Origin of the sequence: Pseudomonas sp. 22072 (genome assembly GCF_052046095.1) — a bacterium.
In the GTDB taxonomy this organism is placed as follows: Bacteria; Pseudomonadota; Gammaproteobacteria; order Pseudomonadales; family Pseudomonadaceae; genus Aquipseudomonas; species Aquipseudomonas paracarnis.
The window spans coordinates 223,030-248,309 of sequence record NZ_JBQEQE010000003.1; the positions used below are offsets into that span (position 1 = coordinate 223,030).

Annotated in this window: 21 protein-coding genes; 8 read left to right on the forward strand and 13 right to left on the reverse strand. The window is 59.9% G+C overall.

The features are described from left to right. Positions 1-83: 83 nt before the first annotated feature. The 4 genes from ACTJLA_RS04685 (at position 84) to ACTJLA_RS04700 (ending at position 5,297) form a co-directional block, all read left to right on the forward strand. Entirely contained in the window at positions 84-1,982 is a 1,899-nt protein-coding gene (locus ACTJLA_RS04685; protein ID WP_054922001.1) for an alkaline phosphatase D family protein, read from the forward strand. 137 nt (positions 1,983-2,119) lie between these two features. Beyond that, the gene (locus tag ACTJLA_RS04690; protein ID WP_314545374.1) at positions 2,120-3,133 is read left to right on the forward strand and encodes a sensor domain-containing diguanylate cyclase; all 1,014 of its coding nucleotides are present in this window, start codon (positions 2,120-2,122) and stop codon (positions 3,131-3,133) included. Between the two features lie 109 nt (positions 3,134-3,242). Beyond that, positions 3,243-4,496: a 2-aminoadipate transaminase gene (locus tag ACTJLA_RS04695; protein ID WP_314545376.1), complete on the forward strand. Its 1,254-nt coding sequence runs from the start codon at positions 3,243-3,245 to the stop codon at positions 4,494-4,496. An 84-nt stretch (positions 4,497-4,580) separates the two neighbouring features. Further along, positions 4,581-5,297 (forward strand): hypothetical protein, encoded by a 717-nt coding sequence (locus tag ACTJLA_RS04700; protein WP_034128720.1) that lies wholly within the window; start codon positions 4,581-4,583, stop codon positions 5,295-5,297. Positions 5,298-5,346: 49 nt separating this feature from the next. Here the strand turns inward: ACTJLA_RS04700 and ACTJLA_RS04705 are convergent, their stop codons facing one another. From ACTJLA_RS04705 to ptaA, 3 genes are all read right to left on the reverse strand, one after another. After that, complete coding sequence (locus ACTJLA_RS04705; RefSeq protein WP_169918863.1) at positions 5,347-6,546, reverse strand: MFS transporter; 1,200 nt, start codon at positions 6,544-6,546, stop codon at positions 5,347-5,349. 175 nt (positions 6,547-6,721) lie between these two features. Next, positions 6,722-7,429: a helix-turn-helix transcriptional regulator gene (locus ACTJLA_RS04710; protein ID WP_054896959.1), complete on the reverse strand. Its 708-nt coding sequence runs from the start codon at positions 7,427-7,429 to the stop codon at positions 6,722-6,724. An 84-nt stretch (positions 7,430-7,513) separates the two neighbouring features. After that, positions 7,514-8,596 (reverse strand): pyoverdine biosynthesis transaminase PtaA, encoded by a 1,083-nt coding sequence (ptaA, locus tag ACTJLA_RS04715; RefSeq protein WP_054896960.1) that lies wholly within the window; start codon positions 8,594-8,596, stop codon positions 7,514-7,516. A gap of 211 nt (positions 8,597-8,807) precedes the next feature. Between ptaA and ACTJLA_RS04720 the strand changes: the two genes are divergently transcribed. Further along, positions 8,808-9,413 (forward strand): helix-turn-helix transcriptional regulator, encoded by a 606-nt coding sequence (locus ACTJLA_RS04720; RefSeq protein ID WP_080757657.1) that lies wholly within the window; start codon positions 8,808-8,810, stop codon positions 9,411-9,413. Beyond that, positions 9,400-10,263: a queuosine precursor transporter gene (locus tag ACTJLA_RS04725; protein WP_014719862.1), complete on the forward strand. Its 864-nt coding sequence runs from the start codon at positions 9,400-9,402 to the stop codon at positions 10,261-10,263. The genes ACTJLA_RS04720 and ACTJLA_RS04725 overlap by 14 nt, the downstream gene beginning before the upstream one ends. Positions 10,264-10,370: 107 nt before the next feature. On the opposite strand, the gene queC is transcribed toward ACTJLA_RS04725, so the two are convergent. The 8 genes from queC to hmpA form a co-directional block, all read right to left on the reverse strand. After that, complete coding sequence (queC, locus tag ACTJLA_RS04730) at positions 10,371-11,069, reverse strand: 7-cyano-7-deazaguanine synthase QueC (RefSeq protein WP_057975053.1); 699 nt, start codon at positions 11,067-11,069, stop codon at positions 10,371-10,373. Between the two features lie 152 nt (positions 11,070-11,221). Further along, a complete protein-coding gene (gene cyoE / locus ACTJLA_RS04735) occupies positions 11,222-12,109 on the reverse strand; it encodes a heme o synthase (protein ID WP_003194050.1) in 888 nt (295 codons plus the stop codon). An 11-nt stretch (positions 12,110-12,120) separates the two neighbouring features. Then, positions 12,121-12,456 carry a cytochrome o ubiquinol oxidase subunit IV gene (cyoD, locus tag ACTJLA_RS04740; protein ID WP_003194051.1) on the reverse strand — a complete coding sequence of 112 codons (336 nt, stop codon included), beginning with the start codon at positions 12,454-12,456 and terminating at the stop codon, positions 12,121-12,123. Beyond that, the gene (locus ACTJLA_RS04745) at positions 12,456-13,082 is read right to left on the reverse strand and encodes a cytochrome o ubiquinol oxidase subunit III (protein ID WP_003194052.1); all 627 of its coding nucleotides are present in this window, start codon (positions 13,080-13,082) and stop codon (positions 12,456-12,458) included. Before ACTJLA_RS04745 ends, cyoD begins: the two co-directional genes overlap by 1 nt. Positions 13,083-13,085: 3 nt before the next feature. After that, positions 13,086-15,104: a cytochrome o ubiquinol oxidase subunit I gene (gene cyoB, locus ACTJLA_RS04750; protein WP_003194053.1), complete on the reverse strand. Its 2,019-nt coding sequence runs from the start codon at positions 15,102-15,104 to the stop codon at positions 13,086-13,088. A 3-nt stretch (positions 15,105-15,107) separates the two neighbouring features. Continuing rightward, positions 15,108-16,049: a ubiquinol oxidase subunit II gene (cyoA, locus tag ACTJLA_RS04755; protein ID WP_054896962.1), complete on the reverse strand. Its 942-nt coding sequence runs from the start codon at positions 16,047-16,049 to the stop codon at positions 15,108-15,110. Between the two features lie 793 nt (positions 16,050-16,842). Beyond that, the gene (locus tag ACTJLA_RS04760; protein ID WP_047711744.1) at positions 16,843-17,349 is read right to left on the reverse strand and encodes a disulfide bond formation protein B; all 507 of its coding nucleotides are present in this window, start codon (positions 17,347-17,349) and stop codon (positions 16,843-16,845) included. 222 nt (positions 17,350-17,571) lie between these two features. After that, a complete protein-coding gene (gene hmpA, locus ACTJLA_RS04765) occupies positions 17,572-18,753 on the reverse strand; it encodes an NO-inducible flavohemoprotein (protein ID WP_054896963.1) in 1,182 nt (393 codons plus the stop codon). A gap of 147 nt (positions 18,754-18,900) precedes the next feature. On the opposite strand from hmpA, the gene norR reads away from it, so the two are divergent. Then, the gene (gene norR / locus ACTJLA_RS04770; protein WP_054921562.1) at positions 18,901-20,448 is read left to right on the forward strand and encodes a nitric oxide reductase transcriptional regulator NorR; all 1,548 of its coding nucleotides are present in this window, start codon (positions 18,901-18,903) and stop codon (positions 20,446-20,448) included. 63 nt (positions 20,449-20,511) lie between these two features. Here the strand turns inward: norR and ACTJLA_RS04775 are convergent, their stop codons facing one another. Further along, positions 20,512-21,450: a DMT family transporter gene (locus ACTJLA_RS04775; RefSeq protein ID WP_054921560.1), complete on the reverse strand. Its 939-nt coding sequence runs from the start codon at positions 21,448-21,450 to the stop codon at positions 20,512-20,514. Between the two features lie 136 nt (positions 21,451-21,586). On the opposite strand from ACTJLA_RS04775, the gene ACTJLA_RS04780 reads away from it, so the two are divergent. After that, the gene (locus ACTJLA_RS04780; RefSeq protein ID WP_127881023.1) at positions 21,587-22,462 is read left to right on the forward strand and encodes a helix-turn-helix domain-containing protein; all 876 of its coding nucleotides are present in this window, start codon (positions 21,587-21,589) and stop codon (positions 22,460-22,462) included. Here ACTJLA_RS04780 and ACTJLA_RS04785 read toward each other — a convergent pair. After that, entirely contained in the window at positions 22,459-24,954 is a 2,496-nt protein-coding gene (locus ACTJLA_RS04785) for a LuxR C-terminal-related transcriptional regulator (protein WP_057975049.1), read from the reverse strand. The genes ACTJLA_RS04780 and ACTJLA_RS04785 overlap by 4 nt on opposite strands. Positions 24,955-25,280: the final 326 nt, after the last annotated feature.

Sequence of the window (25,280 nt, forward strand, 5' to 3'; positions counted from 1 at the left end):
TTACTGTCTGACGTTCGTTGACGAAATGCCGACATTTTCAGCGTTATACTGAGTGCTTGTCTTATTAGTGAGCCGATCGCGTCATGCCTGAACTGCAGTCACTTCCCCCCGTACTTGCCGGCCCGTTGCTGCGCCGCCTGGAACCAAAGCGTGTGGTGCTATGGCTGGTGGCGAGCCGGGAACTGAAGCTGGTTATGAGGCTGCAGCACGCTCAGGGATCAACACTGGATATTCACCTTCATGCACATTGTCAAATCGTTCCCGTCGGGCGCCATTCGTTTATCCACTTGATCGATGTGCCCCTGACTGACGCCCTGCCTCTGGATGTAAACATCCACTATGACCTGTTTATTGACGGCTGCGGAATAGCCCAGTGGGCACCCCATCTGCTGTACGCAGGCGCCACGCTGCCCGATTTCGTCGTGCATGGGCGCATCCACCAACTGGTCCACGGCTCCTGCCGCAAGCCTCACCATCGCGCTGATGACGGGTTGCTGTGCATTGATCGTCTGCTGGCGCAAGCTCCCACCGTGGCACAACGCCCCGCCTTGCTGATGATGAGCGGCGACCAGGTCTACGCCGACGACGTCGCGGGACCCATGCTGCGGGCAATTCATGAATTAATCGCGCGCCTGGGCCTGTTCGACGAATACCTGGAAGGGGCCGTGGTTGACGACAGTGCCGCCCTCTACGGGCATCGCGCCAGCTATTACCATCGCGCCGACCTGCTCCCCGCGCTGGACAGTAACGAGACCTTGCGTGAGCGCTTTTTCGGCGGCGTGAAGAAACCGATTTTCACCAGCAGCACCGCCGATAATCACCTGGTGACCTTTGCCGAAGTGATCGCCATGTACCTGCTGGCCTGGTCGCCCACACCGTGGACACTGATCTCCCCCCAACCGCCGCAACTGAGCGCGCAAGAACAGCAGCGTTATGCCCGCGAACAGATACAGATCGATCAATTTCGCAGTGGCCTTCCAGGGGTCGCCCGGGTATTCGCCCACCTCTCGACCCTGATGATCTTTGATGATCACGACATCACCGACGACTGGAACCTCAGCGCCCAATGGGAAGAAACTGCCTACGGCCATCCCTTCTCCAAACGCATCATCGGTAATGCCTTGATGGCCTATCTTTTATGCCAGGGCTGGGGCAACCAGCCCAAGGTCTTTGGCGAACTGGTGAGCCAAACCCAGGCACTTGCCAACCAGGCGCAAGACAACCACCTGGACGCCACACAGCAGGATGAGCTAGTCACAACGCTGCTGAAATTCCAGCAGTGGCACTACGTATTGCCCACCACCCCGGCGCTGGTGGTACTCGACACCCGCACCCGACGCTGGCGCAGCGAGTTCACCCTCAAGCAACCTTCCGGGCTACTGGACTGGGAAGCCTTGAGCGAACTGCAACAAGCGCTACTGGACCACCCGTCAGCCATCATTGTCTCGCCTGCGCCGGTGTTCGGCGTCAAGCTGATCGAGACGGTGCAAAAGGTTTTCAGCTGGTGTGGCTTCCCACTGCTGGTGGACGCCGAGAACTGGATGGCCCACCGCGGCGCTGCCCAAGTGATTTTGAATATCTTCCGCCACTCGCGCACGCCGGGTAACTACGTGATCCTTTCCGGTGATGTGCATTACTCGTTTGTCTACCAAGTGCTGATCCGCCACCGCAACGGCGGCCCCAATATCTGGCAAATCACCAGCAGCGGCATCAAGAACGAGTTCCCGCCACGCCTGCTGGAATGGTTCGACCGCCTCAACCGCTGGCTCTACTCCCCGCGTTCGCCGCTTAACTGGTTTACCCGCCGCCGCACCATGCAGGTGGTGCCCTATATTCCAGAGCACGCCGAAGCGGGTGAGCGGCTGTGGAACTCGGCGGGCATTGGCCAGGTGTTTTTCAATGAGCAGGGCCAACCGCAAGCCATTTACCAGCACAACGCGGATGGGAAGCCTCGGACAAAGATGATGGCGCCAGAAAAATAGCGTTTCGCCACTCGTCAAAAGCAGCACACCTGCCCTATTCAAAGCGCGCAAGCGCCGATGTACAGTAGCGCCAGCCACGGAGTATCGGCGTCAACCATGACTGGCCTTGGGCGCCAGCCCCCGCAGGAAGCGTGCAGATGGACGATACATCCGGCAAAGAACCGCTACGCCATGAGGTTTCCGACCTTAACGTAGACCTGTTGCACGCCATCATGGAACTGGTCAGTGACGGCATCTGGGACTGGAACGCCAATACCGGTTTCGTCTACCGCAATCCCGGCTGGTACGAAATGCTTGGATACTCTCACCACTCTCTGGAAAACAGCGTCTTCACCTGGGAGAACGTGATCCACCCCGAGGATTACCCTCGCGTGATGACGGTGTTCGATGACTACATCAGCCAACGCGCCGCTCATTACCGGGCCGAATACCGTTGCCGAAAAGAAGACGGTACGTACCTCTGGATCGAGGACCGCGGCTACGTCATTGCCCGCAACCCCGACGGTTCCGTGGCGCGCATGGTCGGCGCACACCGCGATATCCATACGCGCAAATGCTCCATCGAACAGTTGCAAAAGCGCAACCAATCCCTGGAAGCACTGGTCGCGGAGCGCACCCTCGAGTTGTCGCGCGTCAACCAGCAACTGCAATTGCAGCTGGACGAAAACCGCTCTTTGGCCGAGCGGGACGCCCTGACGCGCATCGCCAACCGGTACCGCCTGGAAAAAGTGCTGCTGGAGGAATGCGACCGCGCCGAACGCTTCCGCCTGCCCCTGGCACTGGTGGCCATGGATGTCGATGACTTCAAGCCGATCAATGACCAATACGGCCATGGCGTCGGCGACCAGACCCTGATACGGGTAGTGGAACATCTGGAAGCCTGCGTACGCAAAAGCGACTTGCTGGCGCGCTGGGGCGGCGATGAGTTTATGGTGGTGCTGCCCAAAAGCAGCCTGGACGAGGCCAAAGAGTTGGCCGAAAGGATTCGCCATAAAATCAAGGAGGCGGCCCCCGTGGGCGCCTTGAACGTTACCCTGAGCCTGGGCGTGGTGGAGCGGCGCATGGGCGAGTCCCCGGCTGCGCTGATGGCGCGGGCCGATCAAGCCTTGTACCGATCCAAGGCGGCGGGCAAGGATGGGGTGTCGGAATAGTCGCAGCTCCTTCCAAGGTGGAATGACACGGCGACTTTATTTCGTTTGCGGCAAGGCCGGGCGCGCGGCTTAGATAGCGCTGCGCCCACCACTGCCGAGTCCCAGAGCCATGAGTCACGCTAGCATCAGCCAGTCGATTTCCATCGTTCACCCCATCAGCCTCAGTCACGGTAAAAACGCCGAGGTTTGGGACACTGCAGGCAAGCGTTACATCGACTTTGTCGGGGGTATCGGCGTGCTCAACCTGGGCCATTGCCACCCGGCCGTGGTGGCGGCCATTTGCGAGCAAGCGGTCCGGCTCACCCATTACGCGTTCAACGCCGCACCGCATACGCCCTACATCGAGTTGATGCAACGCCTCAGCGCCTTTATCCCGGTGGGTTACCCCGTCAGCGGCATGCTCACCAACAGCGGTGCAGAAGCGGCAGAGAACGCTTTGAAGATCGCCCGTGGTGCCACTGGTCGCACGGCGGTGATCGCCTTCGACGGTGCCTTCCATGGACGCACCCTGGCGACCCTCAACCTCAATGGCAAGGTCGCGCCCTACAAGCAGAAGGTCGGCGTACTGCCCGGCCCTGTGTATCACCTGCCCTACCCCAGTACCGATAACGGCATGACCTGCGCCGACGCGCTGAAGGCGATGGAGCGTCTGTTCAGCGTGGAAATCGACATAAACGATGTGGCCTGCTTCATCATCGAGCCGGTGCAGGGCGAAGGCGGTTTTCTAGCCTTGGACACTGAGTTTGCCCAAGCCTTGCGACGCTTCTGCGACCAGCACAACATCCTGCTGATCATTGATGAAATCCAGTCGGGTTTTGGTCGCACCGGCCAGCGTTTCGCCTTCTCGCGCCTGGGCATCGAGCCGGACCTGCTGCTGCTCGGCAAAAGCATCGCCGGCGGCATGCCGCTGGGGGCAGTGGTCGGGCGCAAGGCGCTGATGGACAACCTGCCCAAAGGCGGCCTGGGCGGCACCTACTCCGGTAACCCCGTCGCCTGCGCGGCGGCGCTGGCGACCCTTGAGGTGATGAGCGACAAAAACCTGCACGCCTGGGGCGTCGCGCAGGAGGCCGCGATTGTGGGTCGCTATGAAGCCTGGCGCGCGCTGCAACTTTCGCCCTACCTGGGCCGCCTAACCGGTGTCGGCGCCATGCGGGGCATTGAACTGGCCCACGCCGACGGCACACCCGCTCCCAAGCAACTGGCGCAACTGCTGGTGCTGGCGCGAGAGGCTGGCTTGCTGCTGATGCCCAGCGGCAAGTCGCGGCACATCGTGCGCTTGCTGGCCCCGCTGACCATTGAACCTGCGGTGTTGGAGGAAGGCCTGGATATCTTCCAGGCGTGCCTCACACAGCTGGACGAATAGCGGGCTGCCTTGACCTGATCCCCTCACCCGCTGAAAATGCCCGACGTTTTTTTGTCTCTCCGCATACTACGCAGTGAAATTTTAATGTCTGATTCCTACACCGAAAAATCCGCCGAAGAATCCGTAGTCGCCCTGTACGCCAAAGCCGAATACGAAAACGCCATCAATCTTTCACAGCATGTGCCAGCCGCCAAGATCATCAGCGAGATGGTGCTGGACGCGTTTCACACCTCCAAGGAAAGCGACCAGATCCGCGAGCTACGCGTTGCCATCCGCCAGGCCCACGATGCCTTCGACGATGACAAAGCCTATGACCTGATGGGCCAGCTCAAACAATTGAAAGACGCCGAAGCCGCAGACAACGCCGCCCTGGAACACCTGAGCAGCCAGTTCTCGATCAGCCGCATCCTGTCCAGCTTCAAGGACGATCCCGAGTTCCAGGAATTGGTCTATGGCCTGGCCCTCAAAGTGCTTAACCAATCGCACCAGGCCATCAGCAACCCGAGCGCCGGCAAGGGCAAGGCTGCACGCGCCAAGAAAGACACCGAAGTGTTTGTGATCAGCAAGGATGGCATCAGCGTCACCTTGCCGCTGCGCACGCCGCGCTCCAAGCTCAATGTGGACCGCGAAGCGCTGGAGTTCCTGGGGTTCACCTTTGTGGGCGAAGGCAGCGAGGCGGAACTTGCGAGCGAAACCTTCATCGACAACAGCGGCGCCGAGCAACCGGTCACGCGCAAGAGCATCGTGACCGCGCTGCAACAGCAAAGCGCCTTTGACGGCTACGCCATCGCCGCCCAGTAAGTAGCTGACGCAACCAGGCGCGCGTGCAAGGCGCAGCGCCGGTTGCCGTCTACGCCTCTTTATTCCACAACACCGCCGAGCTTTTCATCATCCCCACGGCGATTGCGAACAGCAACAACACACAGCCTGCCAGCAGCCACGGTGACGGCAAGGTTGGCCGGGCCAGCAACATGAACGCCAACGAGGGCGCGATCATCACGCCGATGTTGACGCCCGCCGAGTAGTAGCCAAGGTTGCGGCCCACGCTGTCGCGGCTGGAAATGCTGCTGACGTAGTGGGTGATCGCGGGGAACACAATCATCTCGCCCAGGCTCCACAACACCGTAGCAAGCACCAACAGCGCGCCGACCTGACCAAAGCCCATCAAGAAGAAACCGCAGCCTGCCAGCAACAGGCCAATGATCAGCGAGCGACTGCTCGACAAGTGCGCCATGCGCAGGTTGATCGGCACTTCAAACACAATCACTAGCAACGCATTGATAAAAAAGATGATGCCCACGTAATAGGCCGGCAATTGGGTGTAGTTGATGATGTACGCCGACAGAAAAGTCGGCGGTAATGCGTAAGCCACGTGCACCGGCAGCGCTGCCAACAGGATCACCAGCAGTCGCGAACGCTCATGAGCCGCCACCTCGGGCAAGCCCTCGCCTTTGACGGCGACAGGTACGCCTTGGGTGGCCTGCCGAGACCGACCAAACCGCAGGCAGGCGGCGAAGGCCAGCAGGGACAGCACGGCATTGATGTAGAAGACCGCGTCGGCATTGCTGAGGAAGATCAAGCTGCCCAGTAGCGGCCCGATGGCCATGCCGATGTTGATCGCCAATCGGTTGCAGGAAAACGCCACTTTGCGTGACTCAAGATTACTGTGAGCCACTGTCTCGGAGAACGCGGCCGGTGTGAAGGCTTCGTAACAGGCCCCCCAGAGAAACGACAACAGGAACAGCGCGAGCAGGTTATCCACCGAGGGAATGACCAGCAGCAACACCGCGTTGAACAACAACGAACCGAGAATGACCCGGTTGGCCGAAAACCGCTTGATCACGGCGCCGATGATCAGGTCGGTACACAGGGCGCCCGCGCCATACACGCCGACCAACAGGCCTGCCGTGCCTGCCGATATCGCGTGTTGATGAATCAGGTACGCCGCGTAAAAAGGAAACGCCAGGGTGCCCGTGCGGAACACCAGCGTGATCATGAACAATGCTTGCAACCGCGCATTAAGGCCGCGCAAGGCGTGAAAAGTACCCATCAGCGCAGCACGCTGGCACAGGTGTGGAGCAAAGCTGCAGAGCGGCTCATCCGGATGTCCTTTCGCAATGGCGGCGCCGGTGTGTCCGGCGCCAAACTCCATAGCTGGGCAAACTAATGCAGCACTGTGCGGCGAACAAGCTACCCATTTGGACAGGTAGGCGGTGATTGCGGCCTCAGGCCGGGTGGCGGATATAGCCCAATTGCAGGGCCTTGCCGATTGCTGATTTGCCGTTGCTGACCTGCAATTTGCCGAAGATATTCTTCATATGAAACTTGACCGTATGGGAGGTCATCGACGTCAGGAGTGCCACTTCGTTGTAGGTCTTGCCCAGGCTGACCCAGGACAATACTTCGGTTTCCCTTGGGGTCAGCACCGTCTGTTGTTCGACAGGCGCCGCGTGATCTTCCAGGGCCTCGTCGTACATCGAGACCAACAGCATCTGCAGTTCACTTTGATGGGCCAGCACGGTCTCGCGAAATTGCCGATGTTCGCCGAAGCTGCACAGATTGAGCACCGAGTAGAAGCCGCGATTGCCATGCACGATAAAACTGGCGCCCTCGCCAACGGGTTTGTAGGGGCCCGGCACCGGCACCGCCTCATCGGCCACGGCCAGCAGGTGTTCATCACTCCAGAAAAATGGTTTGATCCGCGTACGGGTCAATGAAACCAGCTCGCCACGCCGGTAGAAATCGTCGGCCGTGTCGGAAGGCTCCATGGCCTCGGGGTAATTGGACACAATCTGCGCTTGGTCCAGCGTCGGCCCACACTGGTAGACCTCGAAGTGTCCCAGGCCACGGCGGCTCAGTTCGGTATCGAGCAAGCGGCGCATATCCTCGGGCAGCATGGGCGATTTTTTATCGGGTTGGCCATTAGGTCGCACGGGTGTCTTCCTTGATCATTCAACCCGGTCGAGCATGCAGCATGCCTGGCTTACCTGTCCAGGCAACGGATGCAAACCCAGGGGCTAGACCTGCGCCGCGAACGCCTCGCGAAAGCGCTCCATCTCCTGCTCATTGCCCACCGTCACCCGCACCCACTGCGGCCAGTCCTGCCACACCCGCCCGACCAGTACATTCCGTGCCGCCAACTGCTCAATCACCTGCTCTGCCGGGCGCTTCACGTCGATCATGAAGCAGTTGCTGTGGGAAACGGTGCAGGTAAAGCCCCGGCCCTTGAGCCAGGCGATCGTCTCATCGCGCAACCTGGCATTGAGCGCTCTGCGTTGGCCCACCAGTTGCGCGTCTTCCAGGCTCGCACGGGCGGCCAGCAAGCTGGCGCCGGCCGGGACGTTGTCGCCGCCGAACACGGCCAACCGCTCCAGTAGCGCCGGGTGGCCGATCGCCAGGCCCAGGCGCGCACCGGCCATGCCATAGATCTTCGAGAAGGTACGCAGTACCAGCAGGTCGTGGTGTTCCTTGACCCAACTTACGCAACTGGGGGCGTCGCAGAAGTCGATATAAGCCTCGTCCACAACCAGCACGCTGCCCTTGGGTTTATTCACCAGAGCGTGGCGGATAGCCTCGGTCGAGGTGAGCGTACCGGTCGGGTTGTTGGGGTTGCACAGGTACAGCATGCCGGCCTGTGGGTCCGCGGCGAGCATGGCGTGCACATCGTGGGCATGCTGGGCGTCGAGGTTAACTTCATGCACCGGCGCCTTGATCGATTCGGCCGCCTGGCGCGGTACTTCGTAGGACGGCGTGGCCATCACCAGGCCGCGGGTCTGGCTGGCGAACGCCAGCACCGCGTAACGCAGGGCAGCCATCGAACCGGCAAATACCCCGATGTTTTCTTCGGCGATGCCCTGTTGCTCGGCAAACAACGCGGCCAATGCATACATGTCCGGGTAAGGGTAACGCCCGGAGGCTGCAATCGCGCGCTCCATCGCCTGGCGAGCCGCGTCTGAAGGGCCGTAGGGGCTTTCGTTATAATTGAGTAGTACCTTGTCAGATTTCGTCGGCGCCGGGCTGGCAAGCGCCCAATTGAGCTGCCCCAACACAGGCAGGGCCGCGCCCAGGGCGAGAAGGGATCGACGACTGACACGCACCATGGTGACTACTCCTTGTAGAGGCGCGAGGGATTCGCGCTGGCCGTTCAGAAGAGTATGACGAGAAAGCCGTTGCCTGATTTACCACCGAGGCGTATCCCTGCACTCAGTACTTTATTGTTGTAGCGGGCGCATGCAACACTTTCACTGCCGCGAACCGTCAAGAATGGGTTCTGCCGGCATGGACTGATGACTAAATGGAAGTGGTGAGCACTTGATACACAGACGGGAAAAAACCGAGCACTTGAAGAGCAACATCAAGTACTTGATCAAGAGTCGTGGCGAAACCCAGCTTTCGTTAAGCAGTGCCGCCGGCCTGACCAGGACCACCATCTATAACATCCTGGAAGGCAAGGTCGTTAACGTACAGCAGTCGACGATACGCAAGATCTCTGACTTCTTTGGCGTCTCCTACGAAGAAATCGAGACGATCAGTTTTGAAGCCAAGGAAGTCATCGAGAGCAATGTTTCCCCACTGGGTAACAAGAACCCGGCGGCAGTGCCTGTGCTCAAGGAAAGCCTGCTCATGCAAAGCCTGGGCAAGCGCATCGGTGAGCTGGCCACGCTTCATCCGCTGACCTACTACTTTGGCAGCGCCTGCAACCTGATCGGCGTGCGCCTGGAGCACGGGATTCCCGGCCTCAATGAACCGGGGGACTTGCTGATCGTGCAGAAAGGCTCGTCGAGCGACGATAAAGAAAAACTGGTGTACGACCGCGCCACCAAGAAGCTGTTCATCACCCTCGAACCCTGCGGGAACTCAGAGCGTTTGTGTGTCATCGGCGACATCCTTGAGGAGCGCTTCAATGACAACGTCTGAGGGCGCCGTGGAAAACAGCAAATACAAGTTGCTGGGCTTTGAAAACGACAAGCGCCTGGCGGTGATCATGGTGATCGCCACGGGCAAGGTCCTCAAGATCAAGCTGAGTGAAGTGCTCAGCAGTGAAATGATGGACAACTTCAACAAGATGGAAATCAAGAACCTGTACAAGAAGTTCTACTCCCAAGGCGGAACGCTGACCGCCTACGATATAAACGACCGCAATGAAAACTCCTGGATGATCTACATCATCCTGAACTTGCTGCTGTTCACCTTCTATATCTTCACCAGCATTGCCGCGACCAAACCGATTTACCTGGAGTCGTTGGGCATCATCGTCACGCCGGGCACGTTCCTGTACCCGCTGACCTTCTTGATCGTGGACTTGCTCAACGAGAATTTTGGCTTGCGCCTGGCCAGGCGAGCCATTCTGTTTGCGTTTGCCAGCAACGCGATGATCATCATCCTGCTGTATGGCTCCACGTTCCTGCCGGGGCTACCGGGCTGGAAGCTGGATGGGCCTTATACCGACGTGATCCTGCAAGTGTCGTCGGTGCTGGTGGCCTCTTCGGTCTCGTTCCTGGTGTCGGAGAATATAAATTCCTACTTGCTGTGCAAGATCAAGGAGCTGACCAACTCCAGGTATCTATACCTGCGGATATTCCTCAGTACGTTCTTTGCGGTGATTATCGACAGCTTCCTGTTCTGCTTTATCGCCTTCTACGGGGCGATGCAGACCAGCGACATCCTCAGCATGATCTATGTACAGATCGCGATCAAAGTCGGCTTTGCGTTCTTCAACATCCTGCCGGCCTACGGGGCACGTTCATTGTTCAAGCGCTATCAATAATCCTGTAGGCGCGAGCTTGCTCGCGAAGAACGTCAACGATCACGCAGCGCATCTGGTGGAACGCGGCGCTCTCAGGTTTTTCGCGAGCAAGCTCGCTCCTACAAGGGTTATTTGAGTTGCAACTTGTGCTTGAGGCTCTGCATGACAGGTGCCTTGTTCTGCAGGTAGTCATTCAAGCCCCGAGCGCGCAGGTTGCACGCGTCACACTCGCCACAGCCGGTACCGATGATGCCGTTGTAGCAAGTCAGCGTCTGCTCGCGCACCAGCTCCAGTTGCCCGTGGTAATCGGCCAGGGCCCAGGTCTCGGCCTTGTTCAGCCACATCAACGGCGTGTCCAGGCGCACGTCGTACTCCATGCCCAGCTTGAGAGCCTGGTTGAGTGCTTTGACAAACTCATCCCGGCAATCGGGGTAGCCTGAGAAGTCGGTTTCGCACACGCCGGTGATGACAGTCTCGGCCTTCACTTGGTAGGCGTAGATCGCAGCCAGGGTCAGGAACAGGATGTTGCGCCCCGGCACAAAGGTGCTCGGCAGGCTTTCGCCCGAGCTGTTCACGGTCGGCACCGGAATGTTGTCGCGTGTCAGGCTGCTGATCGCCAGTTCATTGAGCAGGGACACATCCATCACTTTGTGCACGGTGGCGCCCAACTGTTTGGCCAATTTCTGGGCCACTTCGATTTCTGCCACATGGCGCTGGCCGTAATCAAAGGTAATGCAGTGCACTTCGTCATACAGCGGCAGGGCCTGGATCAGACAGGTGGTCGAATCCTGCCCGCCACTGAAGACCATCACGGCTTTTTTACTCATTGCATTGCTTCCTGCATTTGTAGAATGGGGGGTAGGAGCGAGCTCGCTCGCGAAAAACGTCAACGATAACGCAGCGTATCCGGTTTAGCGCAGCGCTCAATAAAAAACCCCGCGCGACTTTCGAAGGCGGGGCTTTTTTACTGCAAGACCACTCAGTGTGCGTAGGTTAGCAACAGCTCTTTCGGTACCTGGAAATCCAGGGACATCATCACGCTGAGCGCGGTGATGGTGAAGATCGAGAACACGAACAGCTTGCGCGCCCAGACGGTGTCGTCCACCGCCTTGTAGCCGGTCCAGGCCATGTACAACCAGTACATACCCATCGCGGCGGCGACGGCGAGGTAGCTCATGCCGGCGTAGCCACTGAAGGTCAACATCAAGGTCGCCACGAGGAAGGCCAGGATGTAGAGCAGGATGTGTTTCTTGGCCACCTGGATGCCACGCTTGACCGGCAATACCGGAATCGACGCAGCCAGGTAGTCATTGAAGCGGAAAATCGCGATGGCGTAGGAATGCGGCATCTGCCACAGGCTGAACATCACCAGCAGCGTCAGCGCGGCCATGTCGAAGCTATTGGTCACAGCTACATAACCAATCACCGGCGGCATTGCCCCCGACAGACTGCCCACTAGCGTGCCGTGAACCGACTTGCGCTTGAGGTACAGGCTGTAGAGGCCGACGTAGATGACAAAACCGATCACGGCAAACAGCGCCGCCAACGGGTTGGCCACCTTGTACAACAGGGCCACACCGGCAACACCTAGGACGGTCGCATAGATCAGTGCCAGCTTCAGGGAGATGAGGCCCTGGACCAGCACGCGATTCTTGGTGCGCTCCATCTTGATGTCGATGTCACGGTCGATGCAGTTGTTGAATACGCAACCGGAAGCAACCACCAGGGACGTACCGATCATTGCAGCCAGGAAGATGGCCAGATCGACATGTCCCTTGGAGGCCAGGAAGAAACCGCCCGCCACAGAAAGCACGTTACCGAAAATGATCCCCGGTTTGGTGATTTGGATAAAGTGCTTAAGCGACATCGGGTCTTACCTCACTTCGCCATCATGTAGGTGTGGATGCTGAACATGATCCACAGCGACAGACCAACCAGCAGAACGATCACCAGGCCTGCGAACACAAACGCGATCACGTTCTCGCGCTGCTCTTTGGAGCGGTCCAGATGCAGGAAGTACACCAGGTGAACCAGAACCTGAATCACCGCGAACGCCAGGACGATCATCAAGGTGATCGACTTCGGCAAGGTTGGGTACATCACCAGGCCGAACGGGATCAGGGTCAGGATGACCGACAGGATGAAGCCGATGGCGTAAGACTTTACGCTGCCGTGGCTTGAATCGTGGCTGTCATGGGAGTGTGCATTAGCCATTACAGAGTCCCCATCAAGTAAACGACGGTGAATACGCAGATCCAGACCACGTCCAGGAAGTGCCAGAACAGGCTCAGGCAGCTAAGGCGGGTCTTGTTGGTGTTGGTCAGGCCGTGCTTATTGACCTGATACATCATCACTGCCATCCACAGCAGGCCAGCGGATACGTGCAGACCGTGGGTGCCGACCAGCGTGAAGAACGCCGACAGGAAACCGGAACGGTGCGGGCCGTAGCCTTCGGAGATCAGCAGGTGGAACTCGTTGATCTCCATGCCGATGAAGCCCAGGCCGAACAGGAAGGTCAGGCCCAGCCAGCTCAGTACGCCCTTCTTGTTGCCCTTGTAGAAGGCCAACATGGCGAAGCCGTAGGTGATCGAACTGAACAACAGCAAGGCGGTTTCGCCGAGCACGTAAGGCAGTTCGAAGATGTCGTGGCCCGACGGGCCACCCGCTACGTTGTTTACCAGTACCGCGTACACCGCGAAGATCGACGCAAACAAGATGCAGTCGGTCATCAGGTAGAGCCAGAAACCGTAGACGGTTATCGGCCCCGAGTCGTGGTGGTGGTCATCGTGCCCATGGTCATCGACATGGGCGTGTCCAGCATTGGTCACTAAGTTCGACATGGTTTAAGCCTGTTCCAACGAGGTTTCTACACGGTTGGCCGGGATCTTCTTCTCGGCTACCAGGCGAGCGTGTTGCTCGGCTTCGATGCGTTCGATCGTTTCGACCGGCACCATGTAGCCTTGATCATCACGGGCAGCGTGAATGATGAAGTAACCGATAGTGCCCACCAGGCTCGCGATTGCCAGCCACCAGATGTGCCAGATCATCGCGAAACCGAACACGGTCAACAGCGCACCCATCACCACGCCAGTGGCGGTGTTGTTTGGCATGTGGATCGGCTCGTAGTGCTTGGGCTTCTGGTACGCAGTACCGTCTTCCTTGGCTTCGGTGAACGCATCAATGGTGTTCGCAGTAGGGATCACGGCGAAGTTGTAGAACGGTGGTGGCGACGAGGTCGACCATTCCAGGGTGTGGCCGTTCCATGGGTCGCCGGATTCGCACATGTTCTGCTTGCGATCACGCACGCTGACGTACAGCTGGATCAGCTGGCAGGCGATGCCCACAGCGATCATCACCGCACCGAACATGGCAACGTACAGGTACGGTACCCACTCAGGGTTGGTGGTGGCGTTCAGACGACGGGTCATGCCCATGAAGCCCAGTGCATAGAGCGGCATGAACGCGACGAAGAAGCCCGAGATCCAGAACCAGAACGCAGCCTTGCCCCAGCCTTCGTGCAGCTTGAAGCCGAACGCTTTCGGGAAGTAGAAGCTGAAACCAGCGATGTAGCCGAATACCGCACCACCGATGATCACGTTGTGGAAGTGGGCGATCACGAACAGGCTGTTGTGCAGCACGAAGTCAGCACCCGGGATGGCCAACAGTACGCCGGTCATGCCGCCGATGGCGAAGGTCACCATGAAGCCCAGGGTCCACAGGACCTGGCTGGTCATGCGCAGACGACCGTGGTAGATGGTGAACAGCCAGTTGAATAGCTTCACCCCCGTCGGGATGGAAATCAGCATCGTCGCCAGGCCGAAGAACGCGTTGACGCTGGCCCCCGAACCCATGGTGAAGAAGTGGTGCAGCCACACCATGAAGCCCAGTACGGAGATCGCGCCAGAGGCGTAGACCATCGAGTGGTGACCGAACAGGCGCTTGCCGGTAAAGGTCGAGATCACTTCGGAGAAAATACCGAACGCTGGCAGGATCAGGATGTACACCTCAGGGTGACCCCATGCCCAGAACAGGTTCACGTACATCATTGGATTGCCACCAAGTTCATTGGTGAAAATGTGGAAATCCAGGTAACGGTCAAGCGACAGCAGCGCCATGGTAGCGGCCAGGATCGGGAACGAAGCCACGATCAGCACGTTTGCCCAGGTGCAGGTCCAGGTGAAGATCGGCATGTCCATCAGTTTCATGCCAGGGGCGCGCATTTTCAGGACGGTGGCCAGGAAGTTGACCCCCGTCAATGTCGTTCCGAGCCCTGATAACTGTAGCGCCCAGATGTAGTAGTCCACACCCACGCCCGGACTGTATTGCAGCCCCGACAATGGCGGATACGCAACCCAACCGGTCTTGGCGAATTCGCCGACGCCCAGGGAAACGTTGATCAGCACCACGCCGGACACCAGCAGCCAGAAGCTCAGGGAGTTCAGGAACGGGTAGGCAACGTCACGCGCACCAATCTGCAGCGGCAAGGCAAGGTTCATCAAGCCGGTGAAGAAAGGCATCGCCATGAAGATGATCATGATCACACCGTGGGCGGTGAAGATCTGGTCATAGTGTTCAGGTGGCAGGTAGCCAGGCGAACCCTCGGTGGCCATGGCCAACTGGGTACGCATCATGATGGCGTCGGCAAAACCACGCAGCAGCATGACCATGGCAACGATGACGTACATGACGCCGATTTTCTTGTGGTCGACCGAGGTCAACCACTCGGTCCACAGGTAGGACCACTTCTTGAAATAGGTGATACCCGCAACCAGCGCCAAACCACCCAGCGCGATCATGGCGATAGTCACCATTACGATCGGCTCGTGGAATGGGACCGCGTCCCAACTTAATTTACCAAACATCGTTTACTCCTCTGCCCCAGCAGTTGAATGCGCGCCTGTATCAGAACCTTCAACCACGGCCACTTCTTTCTTCTCGTGCTTGACCGGCTTGCCTGGCTTCATACCTTCGTACTTGTCGACGATTTTCTGAAACAGGTCCGGCTCATACGCGGAGTACAAGGCGACAGGGTTGTTCTGGCTCGGTTTGGTCAGAGCGTCGTATTCAGCTTGATCAAGCTGTTTAGGTGCGGCCTTGACTGCAGCTACCCAGGCGTCGAAATCTTCCTGGCTTGTCGAGATCGCTTTGAATTTCATGCCGGTGAAGCCAGCGCCGCTGTAGTTGGCGGAGATGCCTTCCATTTCAGCTTTCTGGTTGGCGATCAGGTGCAGGCGGGTCTGCATGCCTGCCATCGCGTAGATCTGGCCACCCAGTGCAGGGATGAAGAACGAGTTCATCACGGCGTCGGAGGTGATCCGGAAGTTAAGCGGGGTGTGCTCCGGGAAGCGGATCTCGTTGACAGTGGCGATACCCAGGTCCGGGTAGATGAACAGCCACTTCCAATCCAGCGCGACCACCTGGATGTTCACAGGCTTGACGTCGGACTCCAGCGGACGATACGGGTCCAGCGCGTGGGTCGACTTATAGGTGACGTAACCCAGGGCGATGATGATGAGGATCGGAACCAACCACACCGCGATCTCGATCTTGGTGGAGTGCGACCACTTCGGCGCATAGGTGGCGCTGGTGTTGGACGCGCGGTATTTCCAGGCGAAGGCGAAGGTCATCACGATCACAGGCACCACAACCAGCAGCATCAGCAGGGTAGCGGTGATGATCAGGTTTCGTTCATCCAGACCGACCTGTCCTTTTGGGTCGAGCAAGGTCCACTTGCAGCCTCCCAGCATTAACATCATGCCAAGCAGCGGCAAAAAGCCTAGTAATCGGGGGTACCTGTTTTTACTCATCTCACGACCTCTAAAGCAGCTTGCGCAATGCAGTTGGGTTTTGATCGCCAACACTTCACCCTGCCAAGGGTTGGCATTTCTCTTCGATTGAATAAGAGCCTGCCCGACACGTCATGACTGTACGTTTCACGGACCTGCAGTGAGTTCTTATTCGATTTCGTGGCTAAAGGCCTTGTTACAGACCAATTCCATTTGGTGCGGATAGTTGAAAGGCTGCCGGAACCTGGGGTCGCATTGAGCCTTCCATCTGCTCCTCGACCGCTCCAATGCTCAAATATTGAACAGCACCGGACATTCAGTGCGGGCGATTGTAGTTAGCTAGCGATGTATAAACCATGTCTTATAGAGAAATAATTTTTATCGATTCCAGCAACAATCCTTCACCAAAGTTGCAAAGATTCGCGATCTTATCGCGTTCGATTCTCAACAAAAACCACAAAAATTGCCGTGTTATTGGGCACAGTGCCACTTCCCTTACGGCCTGTAAGGGCATGCCAAGGGTATCCAAGTGCCCATAAAACAAGGCATTCATAGATGCTTCAGGGATTGGGGCCGCACACGAATCGGGCCGCCGTGGGAACCACGAACTGACAGCACAATTTGTACGTGGGGTGCAAATCCAAGGGCCGATTTGGCGGGTCAGAAACGTCCTGCGACAACGTTCATGTGACAACATGTCGCACGCTGCGCGCACCTTCCGTTGCCCCTCGTCACGGTGCTTTCACAAATCCCTACAAACAAAAACGCTCCGCCTTCATTCAGAAGCAACGGAGCGTTCGGCAGGCGCGGCGGTTCAGGCTTTGGGATGACGGTTGCGATAGATGCACAGGGGCACCAGGATCGCCGTCAGCACGAATGCAACCAGCGCCCATTGGGCCAGGGACAGGCCGAGGACCGGTGGGTAGGGGGTGCTGCAAAAGCCGTCGACCTGGAAGCCCAGGGGAAACACCTTGGCCAGGGGCAGGTCGTCAACGATCGGCTGCAACACATCGATGCCGCAACTGACCTGGGGAAAGAACTGGGTGTACACATGGTGGCCGGCCGCAGCCACGCCACCCAAGGCGCTGAGCACCACCAACCCTTCGAAGAACGTCAGCGCGCCCTTGGTGCGCATGGCCGCGCCGATGAACGCGAAGAGCGCAATCAGCAGCAAGGCGTAGCGTTGCAGAATGCACAGCGGGCACGGTGCTTCGCCCAGTACCACTTGCATGTACAGCGCCCCGCCAATCAGCGCCAGGCAGATGATGCCCAGCAACACCAGAAAGCGCCGCTCCCTGCCTAAACGCATGTCGTCAATCATCCCCGTCTTTCCCTTTCTCTGATTATGGTTGTGCCTGATGGCAACAAGTTTACACACAGGCAGTGGTTAAAACAGAGGGGGGTTAACAGCGGATTAATCGTGGCAAATGTAGTGATTGTGCGGACGCCATCGCGGGCAAGCCCGGCTCCCACATTGGAATGCGATCCTCTGTGGGAGCCGGGCTTGCCCGCGATAATGCCGATAGGGTCAATTGGCCAAATTCTATTCCAACGCCGCCGCCGGGCCAAAGAACTCATAGCGCGCCTGCTTCTCCGGCACACCCAGCGCCTTGAGATGCCGCTTGATCGCGGCCATGAAGCCCTTGGGGCCCAAGAAGTAAGCATCAATATCACGCTGCTCAGGCAACCAGGCCGCCAGTTGCTCCTGGTTGAGCATCCCGACCTTGTCTGCCGCCGGGCTGATGCCGTCATCCTCGGCGTAGCAGTAGAAACGCTTGAGCTGCGGATGCTTGGCCGCCAGGGTGTCCACCCAGTCACGGAACGCATGCACCCCGCCGTTACGGGCACAATGGATGAAATGCACCGGGCGCTCGGTTGCCAGGGCGGCTTCGAGCATCGGCAGCGTGGGCGTAATGCCTACCCCGCCGCTGATCAGCACCAGCGGTTTATCACTGGCGGCCAGGGTGAACTCGCCCGACGGAGGGAACAGGTCAATGGTCGCGCCGACATGCATCTGGTCGTGCAGGTAATTGGAGACCCGCCCGCCCGCTTCGCGCTTGACGCTGATGCGGTACAGCCCGGTGTCGGTGAGGGCCGACAGGGAATAGTTGCGACGCACTTCCTCGCCATCGAGCACCAGTTTCAGGCCGATGTACTGGCCGGGCGCTGCGGCAAGGATCGGGCCGTTGTCCACCGGCGCGAAGTAGAAGGAGATGATCTCGTCGCTCTCCTCCACGCGTTTGACCAACAGGAACGCCCGCGCCCCCCGCCAGCCGCCAGGCGCCTGGGCTTTTTCGTCGTAGATGGCCGCTTCGGCGCCGATCAGAATGTCCGCCAACTGGCCATAGGCCGCACCCCAGGCGCTCATGACCTCGGGGGTGGCAATCTCGCTGCCCAGCACTTCGGAAATAGCCCGCAGCAGGCAGGCGCCAACAATGGGGTAATGCTCCGGCAGAATCTGCAACGCCACGTGTTTGTTGATGATCTTGGCCACCAGGTCGCCCAGTTGGTCCAACTGGTCGATATGCCGCGCGTACATCAGCACGCCATTGGCCAGGGCGCGAGGCTGGTCACCACTGGCCTGGTGGGCCTGGTTGAACAGTGGGCGGACTTCGGGATACTCGGACAGCATCATGCGATAGAAATGGGTGATCAGCGCTTCGCCGCCGCTTTCCAGCAGGGGCACAGTGGATTTGATGATGGCACGGTCTTGGGCACTAAGCATGGGAGACTCCTGGGTCTTCTTACTGATTGCTTTTAGGCAGTCAGTAATCGTGCCAACTTAAAAATCATTTATTTTCAATAACTTAAATATTGTGTAGTCAGTATGACTTCCTACACTTTATAGTCATAAGGACTACAGGGAGTCATTATGACTGCACAACCACTGCTCACCACCTTACTGCCGCTGGTCGCTGACCTGTCCCGGGACTTGCCCGAAGGCGAGCGCTACCGGCGCCTGCTGCAAGCCATGCGTGCACTGCTGCCCTGCGACGCCGCCGCGTTGTTACGCCTGGACGGCGAGTGGTTGGTGCCGCTGGCCGTGGACGGCTTGAGCGCCGATACCTTGGGGCGACGCTTCAAGGTCAGCGAACATCCGCGCTTCGAGATCCTGCTGAGCAGCCCCGGCCCTACCCGCTTCGACAGTGACAGCCAATTGCCCGACCCCTATGACGGCTTGGTCGCCGGTTTGCACGGCCAGTTGGAAGTCCACGACTGCATGGGCTGCCCGCTGTTTATCGACGACCAGCCCTGGGGGCTGCTGACCCTGGACGCCCTCGATACCGAGCGCTTTGAACGGGTCGAGCTGGACGCCCTGCAAGCCTTCGCCAGCCTCGCCGCGGCCACCGTCAACGTGGCTGAACGCATCGAGCGCCTGGCGCTGCGGGCCGAAGACGAGCACCAGCGCGCCGAGATCTATCGCCAGGCCAGTGGCCAGCAGCCCAAGGAAATGATCGGCCAGAGCAAAGCGCACAAGCGCCTGGTCGAGGAAATCAACCTGGTCGGCGGCAGTGACTTGACCGTGCTGATTACCGGCGAAACCGGGGTCGGCAAGGAATTGGTGGCCCAGGCGATCCACGCCGCCTCCTCCCGCGCCGACAAACCGCTGATCAGCCTCAACTGCGCCGCCCTGCCCGAGACCTTGGTAGAGAGCGAACTGTTCGGGCATGTGCGCGGCGCCTTTACTGGCGCGTCGAACGAGCGCCGGGGCAAGTTCGAACTGGCCAATGGCGGTACCTTGTTCCTGGATGAAGTGGGTGAGTTGTCGTTGACCGTGCAGGCCAAGTTGCTGCGCGTGCTGCAAAGCGGCCAGTTGCAGCGCCTGGGGTCGGACAAGGAGCACCAGGTGGATGTGCGCCTGGTTGCTGCCACCAACCGCGACCTTGCCGAAGAGGTGCGCAATGGCCGCTACCGTGCCGACTTCTACCACCGTTTGAGCGTCTACCCACTGCAAGTGCCAGCGCTGCGCGAGCGCGGGCGTGATGTGCTGCTATTGGCGGGGTTCTTCCTCGAACAGAACCGCTCACGCATGGGCCTGGGCAGCCTGCGCCTGACCGGAGATGCCCAGGCGGCCCTAACGGCCTACAACTGGCCCGGCAATGTGCGCGAGCTGGAGCACTTGATCGGACGCAGCGCGTTGAAAGCCCTGGGCAACTGCCGCGAGCGCCCCAAGATTCTCAGCCTGAGCGCCCTGGACCTGGACTTGCCCGACGTGACTGCGGCTGCGGCCGAAGAGGCACCGGCCCCTGCCCTCCCGGTGGTCAGCGGCGACCTGCGCCAGGCCACCGAGCATTACCAGCGCCAACTCATCAGCGCCTGCCTGGAACGCCATCAGCACAATTGGGCCAGCGCCGCCCGCGAACTGGGCCTGGACCGCGCCAACCTGGGGCGCATGGCCAAGCGGCTAGGCCTCAAATAAAGCGGGCACCTCCGTTGATCGTTCCCACGCTCCGCGAGGGAATGCCTCACCCGACGCTCCGCGTCATGGCCTCGAGAGCGGACGCGGAGCGTCCCCAGCGGTATTCCCACGCAGAGCGTGGGAACAATCGAGCGCACGGGGCTTACGAAACACCAGCACATTCCCCAGCATCACCAGCACCAGCCCCATCAGCGCCGGCGCCGTCCACTGGTAACCCTCGGCCACGGCCGACACATTCAGCGCCACCACTGGAAACAGCACCGTGCAATACGCCGCTTTCTCCGGCCCCATGCGGCCCACCAGGGTGAGGTAAGCGGTAAAACCAATCACCGAGCCTGGGATCACCAGGTACCACAGCGCGCCGATATACCGCGCACTCCAGTCCATCTCGAAGGGAATACCACGTACTGCGCAATAGGTCGCCAGCATCGCCGCCCCATAGGCCATGCCCCAGGCATTGGTGGTCAGCGGCTTGAGCCCGGCCTTCTGCTGCAGGCTCGATAGCAGGTTGCCCGCCGAGAAGCACAGGGTGCCCAGCAGGGCCAAGCCCAGGCCCAACAAGGTTTGCGGGCTGGCGGTATGCCCAACCAGCTCCGGCCAGAACAAAAAGCCCAGCCCCAGCAACCCAAGCGCCCCGCCCATCAGCACATTACGCGCCACCCGCTGGCCGAAAAACACCCGGGCATTGAGCGCGTTCCACAAGGTCGCCGTGGAGAACACCACCGCCACCAGGCCACTGGGGATCCATTGGCTGGCGGTGAGAAAGCACATGAAGTTGACGCAGAACAGGCACAGCCCCTGCGCCAGGCAGATCATGTGCCCGCGCCGGTTCATCACCTGCAACTTGCGGCTGAGCAGCAACAGCACGAACAGCACCAGAGCGGCCAGGCCGAAGCGATAGACAATCGACACAGGAATCGCGACCACGCCCAACTGCCATTTGAGGGCGATCCAAGTGGTGCCCCAGATGAGCACCGTGAGTAGATACAGGAAAAGATTCATAGCCGGCTCCGTCGATTGAGCCACAGTGTGGCCTTCAACCCCTTGCAGGCTCTTGCACATTCTTGCGCTTTTGTCGGGCGATGGGCTCACAGCGCCAGCCGTGGAGCGTAGGATGCAGGGTGTCGGAGAACACACCATGCCAGAGCTGCAAACGCTGCACGTCTTCCAAGCCCTCAACCGCTCGCCCCACGCACGCCTGCAAGCCTGCGCCGAGCTCGGTGACGGGTTGGCTGCGGCTGTGTGGAGCAACCACCATGACGCCCAGGATTACCAGGCTCCCAGCCATCACACCTTGTCCTGCTACATCGGCGGTGGCACAGGCACCTTTCGGCGTGATCAGCCTGGCCTCAAGGGCGGCCCCGACAAACTGTGCATCCTGCCGGCCGAGCATCAGTCGGCCTGGGTGATCAATGGCGATATTCGCCTGGCCCACCTGTATTTCAGCCCGGAACAATTTGCCCTCGGCTGCGTCACCCTGCTGGACCGGGAGCCACGGGAGTTGCACTTGCGCGAGGGCACCTTCCTTGAAGACCCATTCCAGGCCCAGCGTTTTCGCCAGTTGGTCAGCCTCAACTGGCACGAGCCCGGCGAGCGCCTGCTGACCAGCAGCCTGGCCCACGAACTGCTCAGCCATACCTTGCTCAACCAGGTCGGCGCCCGCGAAGGCTTGCGCTTGAAAGGCGGGTTGGCCGCGCACCAACGGCGGCGGTTGGTGGAGTACATCGATCAACATATGGAAGACGCCATCAGCCTCGGCCAGTTGGCCGCCATGTGCGCGCTGTCCGAATACCATTTCGCCCGAATGTTCCGCCAAAGCTTCGGCGTGCCGCCCCATCAATACCTGCTGGCACGGCGTCTGGCGCGAGCGAAAAACCTGCTGCGCAGCAGCGTTTTGCCGATCAGTGAGCTGGCCTTGCTGTGCGGTTTTTCCAGCGCCAGTCATTTCAACCAGCGCTTTCGCCACGCCATGGGCGCCACGCCGGGCCAATACCGCCAGGCATTCTGCGCCTAGACCATCAAGCCCAACGTCTTCGCCTTGGCCACCGCCTGGGTGCGTCGCTCTACCCCGAGTTTGCTGTGGATACGCCGCGCATGCGTCTTGACGGTATGTAGGGAGATATACAGGCGATCAGCGATTTCCAGGTTGGAGTTGCCCAGGGCGATCAGTTGCAGCACCTCCAACTCACGCTGGCTCAGCGGGTTCTGCGCCGCCCCGGCAGGCGCGGCCTGGGGCTCCAGGCCCAGCTCACTCAAAAGTCCCGGGGCGCGTAAACGCAACTCGCGGACCGCCTGCTGCACCTGGCAACGCTCTGCCAGCGCCAAGCCAGCTTGCAGCGACCGACGCGCCAACGCCGGGTCGCCAAGCTGCCAGGTCACTTCACCCAGCACCAGGTGCAATTCGGTTTCCAGGCAAAGCATGCCGCGTTGCCGTGAGGTGTCGAGCAAGGCATTGAGCCGTGCGATAGGTTGCTCGGCACAGCCCAGCTTGACCTCGGCCAGTACCAGCAAATATTCCAGGCGCGGGATCAGCTCCAAGGTGGCCGGCGGTGCCTGCTTGGCGCAAGGCCCGCGAAAGTGGCGCAACACCCGGCGCACGGCTTGCACCGTCAATTCGGCGCGGCCTTGCTGCAACCAGAAGTGCCCACTGACCAACAGCAGTACCGCACGGTACACCGTGTCGGGCACATGGCGCTGCTGCATCAGGCGTTCGGCGTCGCGTAATTGAATGAAGGCCTGGGCGTAGTCGCCACGATTGGCCGCCAATAGCGCCAGGCCCAGAAATCCGTACAGAACGCGCTTGTCCTGGCTCTGCAGGCACATGCTCAAGCCGGCCTCGAAACATTCGGCGGCCAGGCCGTCCTGGCCCTGACGCAAGGCCAGATGCCCGCGGCGCAGAACAATACGCCCCACCAACGGCCCGGCGTTGAGCCGTTGCCCGGCCAACATCGCTTGCACCGTTTCCAACAGGCTTTGCGCCCGGTACGGCGCGCCACGCTGCTCCAGCAATTGGGCGTGGTCCAACTCCAGCAGGGCCTCCAATACCAGCGAACCGTGGACCCGGGCCAGGCACAGCGCTTCACGGTTCAAGCGTTGGGCGGCCTCCAACTCACCGCGCAGCAAGGCTTGCTGGGTCAGGCCCGAGAGGCACATCAGGCGCGATGTCCAGGCGCTGTCGGGCAACGCTTGCAGGGCTTCGAGAAAGTGCTCGCGGGAGCGTTCGGCGTCGCCGCTCAAATGCAGCAACCAGCCCCACTGCGCCTGCCAGCGCGCCAGCAGATAGCGCTGCGCGGCGGGAGTCGGTTGCGGGGCGAACCGGGCCAGTTGGTCGATGCACAAGGCCGCCTGTTCGAAGCGCCCGGCAAACAACAACGCGGCCGTGAGCAGCCCCACCAGTTGCGCCGACCCCAACATCAATTCATCGCCCTGCTGTTCATGCAGGCGCAACAGCAACACGGCGTTCTGCTGGCGAAACAAATCCTCGAAACTGAAGTGCTGCAACAGGCTCACCGCCACTTCATATTCCTGCGCCAGCAACGCCTGCTCGAACGCGGCCTGGCAGTCACCCTCGGCGCTGAACCATTGGCACGCGCGTCGGTGCCAGGAGCGTTTGGCCGGCCAGGGTTCGTCGCGCAGCAGTCGCGCCAACGGTGGGAAAATGTGGAGCCAGTCGCTAGTGTCTTCCCAGGGCTGGATAAACGCACCCAGTGCCTGCAATTCGCGCAAATGCTCAGCGCCGTCACCACCACCGAACAAGTACTCACACAGGTTCAGGTTGAAGCGCGGCAGATGGGCCAACACGCGCCAGGCCTCAGCCAATGGTGCCGACAAGGTGTTGAACAGCTCATGCTGCAGGTAATCGAGCAGGGTCTTGTCGGGGTGGCCGTCGCCCAACAAGGCGATACGCACACCGGCGCACCAACCGGCGCTGAACTGCATCACGCTGTCGACGCTATGCCCCGGGGCGAGCAGTTGCTCGACTTCCTCAGCGCTGAAAAACAACTCGCTGCACTCCAGCAACTCATCGTCGAGCAACAGGCGTGGCCAATTGCACAACGGGCGCCGTCGCGCGCCCAGCCACCAGGTCAACTGCGGGCTGCCAGCGGCGAGCAAACGGTCCAGCAGCGCATCCAGCTCAGGCGCAGGCGAGCGACAGAAATCATCCAGAAACAACCACGTGGTGTGTGGCCAACGGCCCAAGTCGAGCAATAACGTGGCTTCATCCACAAACGGCAAGCCAAGCTGCTGCGCCAGCCGTGCGCAGAATTCCAAGGGGCTGAGCGCGGCACCGTTGAGTGGCATCCACACCACCTGACAGCCCTTCGGCGCCTGCAGCGCACACTCGGCGAGCAACGCGCTCTTGCCACTGCCTCCCGGTGCGCACAGCAACCTTACCCGCGCCTGCGCCGTCAGCAGAGGCACAGTCAGCCGCGCACGCAACGCATGGTGGGCGGACAGCCGTGGCATAAATCCAGGACGGTCCAGGCAGCGGGTCATGGCGGTCATTGCTGCATCCTGCTGTTTTTATTGTTGCGTCACCCTAGACCTGTGGTTGGCGGTTGTTGAAGAAGTATTCAGCGGGTTGATTGAAGACCATAAAAACCAAGGTATACGCCCTTCAGTGTGGGAGCTGGCTTGCCTGCGATGGCCATAGGTATCTACACAACTTTGGTGCGACGCTGGACCTGTGGCGAGGGAGCTTGCTCCCGTGACGGACTGACAGCCGACGCTTATATACCTGACGCGCCGCAGTCCAAATGTGGGAGCTGGCTTGCCTGCGAAGACGGCCTGACAGTCAACACAGTTGGACCGTGTACATATCCATTCCTGCG

What these genes read in the sequence shown, in the direction of transcription:
- ACTJLA_RS04685 (WP_054922001.1), top strand. Translation starts at nt 84, where the DNA reads ATGCCTGAACTGCAGTCACTTCCCCCCGTACTTGCCGGCCCGTTGCTG.
- ACTJLA_RS04690 (WP_314545374.1), top strand. Translation starts at nt 2,120, where the DNA reads ATGGACGATACATCCGGCAAAGAACCGCTACGCCATGAGGTTTCCGAC.
- ACTJLA_RS04695 (WP_314545376.1), top strand. Translation starts at nt 3,243, where the DNA reads ATGAGTCACGCTAGCATCAGCCAGTCGATTTCCATCGTTCACCCCATC.
- ACTJLA_RS04700 (WP_034128720.1), top strand. Translation starts at nt 4,581, where the DNA reads ATGTCTGATTCCTACACCGAAAAATCCGCCGAAGAATCCGTAGTCGCC.
- ACTJLA_RS04705 (WP_169918863.1), bottom strand. Translation starts at nt 6,546, where the DNA reads ATGGGTACTTTTCACGCCTTGCGCGGCCTTAATGCGCGGTTGCAAGCA.
- ptaA (WP_054896960.1), bottom strand. Translation starts at nt 8,596, where the DNA reads ATGGTGCGTGTCAGTCGTCGATCCCTTCTCGCCCTGGGCGCGGCCCTG.
- ACTJLA_RS04725 (WP_014719862.1), top strand. Translation starts at nt 9,400, where the DNA reads ATGACAACGTCTGAGGGCGCCGTGGAAAACAGCAAATACAAGTTGCTG.
- queC (WP_057975053.1), bottom strand. Translation starts at nt 11,069, where the DNA reads ATGAGTAAAAAAGCCGTGATGGTCTTCAGTGGCGGGCAGGATTCGACC.
- cyoE (WP_003194050.1), bottom strand. Translation starts at nt 12,109, where the DNA reads ATGTCGCTTAAGCACTTTATCCAAATCACCAAACCGGGGATCATTTTC.
- cyoD (WP_003194051.1), bottom strand. Translation starts at nt 12,456, where the DNA reads ATGGCTAATGCACACTCCCATGACAGCCACGATTCAAGCCACGGCAGC.
- ACTJLA_RS04745 (WP_003194052.1), bottom strand. Translation starts at nt 13,082, where the DNA reads ATGTCGAACTTAGTGACCAATGCTGGACACGCCCATGTCGATGACCAT.
- cyoB (WP_003194053.1), bottom strand. Translation starts at nt 15,104, where the DNA reads ATGTTTGGTAAATTAAGTTGGGACGCGGTCCCATTCCACGAGCCGATC.
- cyoA (WP_054896962.1), bottom strand. Translation starts at nt 16,049, where the DNA reads ATGAGTAAAAACAGGTACCCCCGATTACTAGGCTTTTTGCCGCTGCTT.
- ACTJLA_RS04760 (WP_047711744.1), bottom strand. Translation starts at nt 17,349, where the DNA reads ATGATTGACGACATGCGTTTAGGCAGGGAGCGGCGCTTTCTGGTGTTG.
- hmpA (WP_054896963.1), bottom strand. Translation starts at nt 18,753, where the DNA reads ATGCTTAGTGCCCAAGACCGTGCCATCATCAAATCCACTGTGCCCCTG.
- norR (WP_054921562.1), top strand. Translation starts at nt 18,901, where the DNA reads ATGACTGCACAACCACTGCTCACCACCTTACTGCCGCTGGTCGCTGAC.
- ACTJLA_RS04775 (WP_054921560.1), bottom strand. Translation starts at nt 21,450, where the DNA reads ATGAATCTTTTCCTGTATCTACTCACGGTGCTCATCTGGGGCACCACT.
- ACTJLA_RS04780 (WP_127881023.1), top strand. Translation starts at nt 21,587, where the DNA reads ATGCCAGAGCTGCAAACGCTGCACGTCTTCCAAGCCCTCAACCGCTCG.
- ACTJLA_RS04785 (WP_057975049.1), bottom strand. Translation starts at nt 24,954, where the DNA reads ATGACCGCCATGACCCGCTGCCTGGACCGTCCTGGATTTATGCCACGG.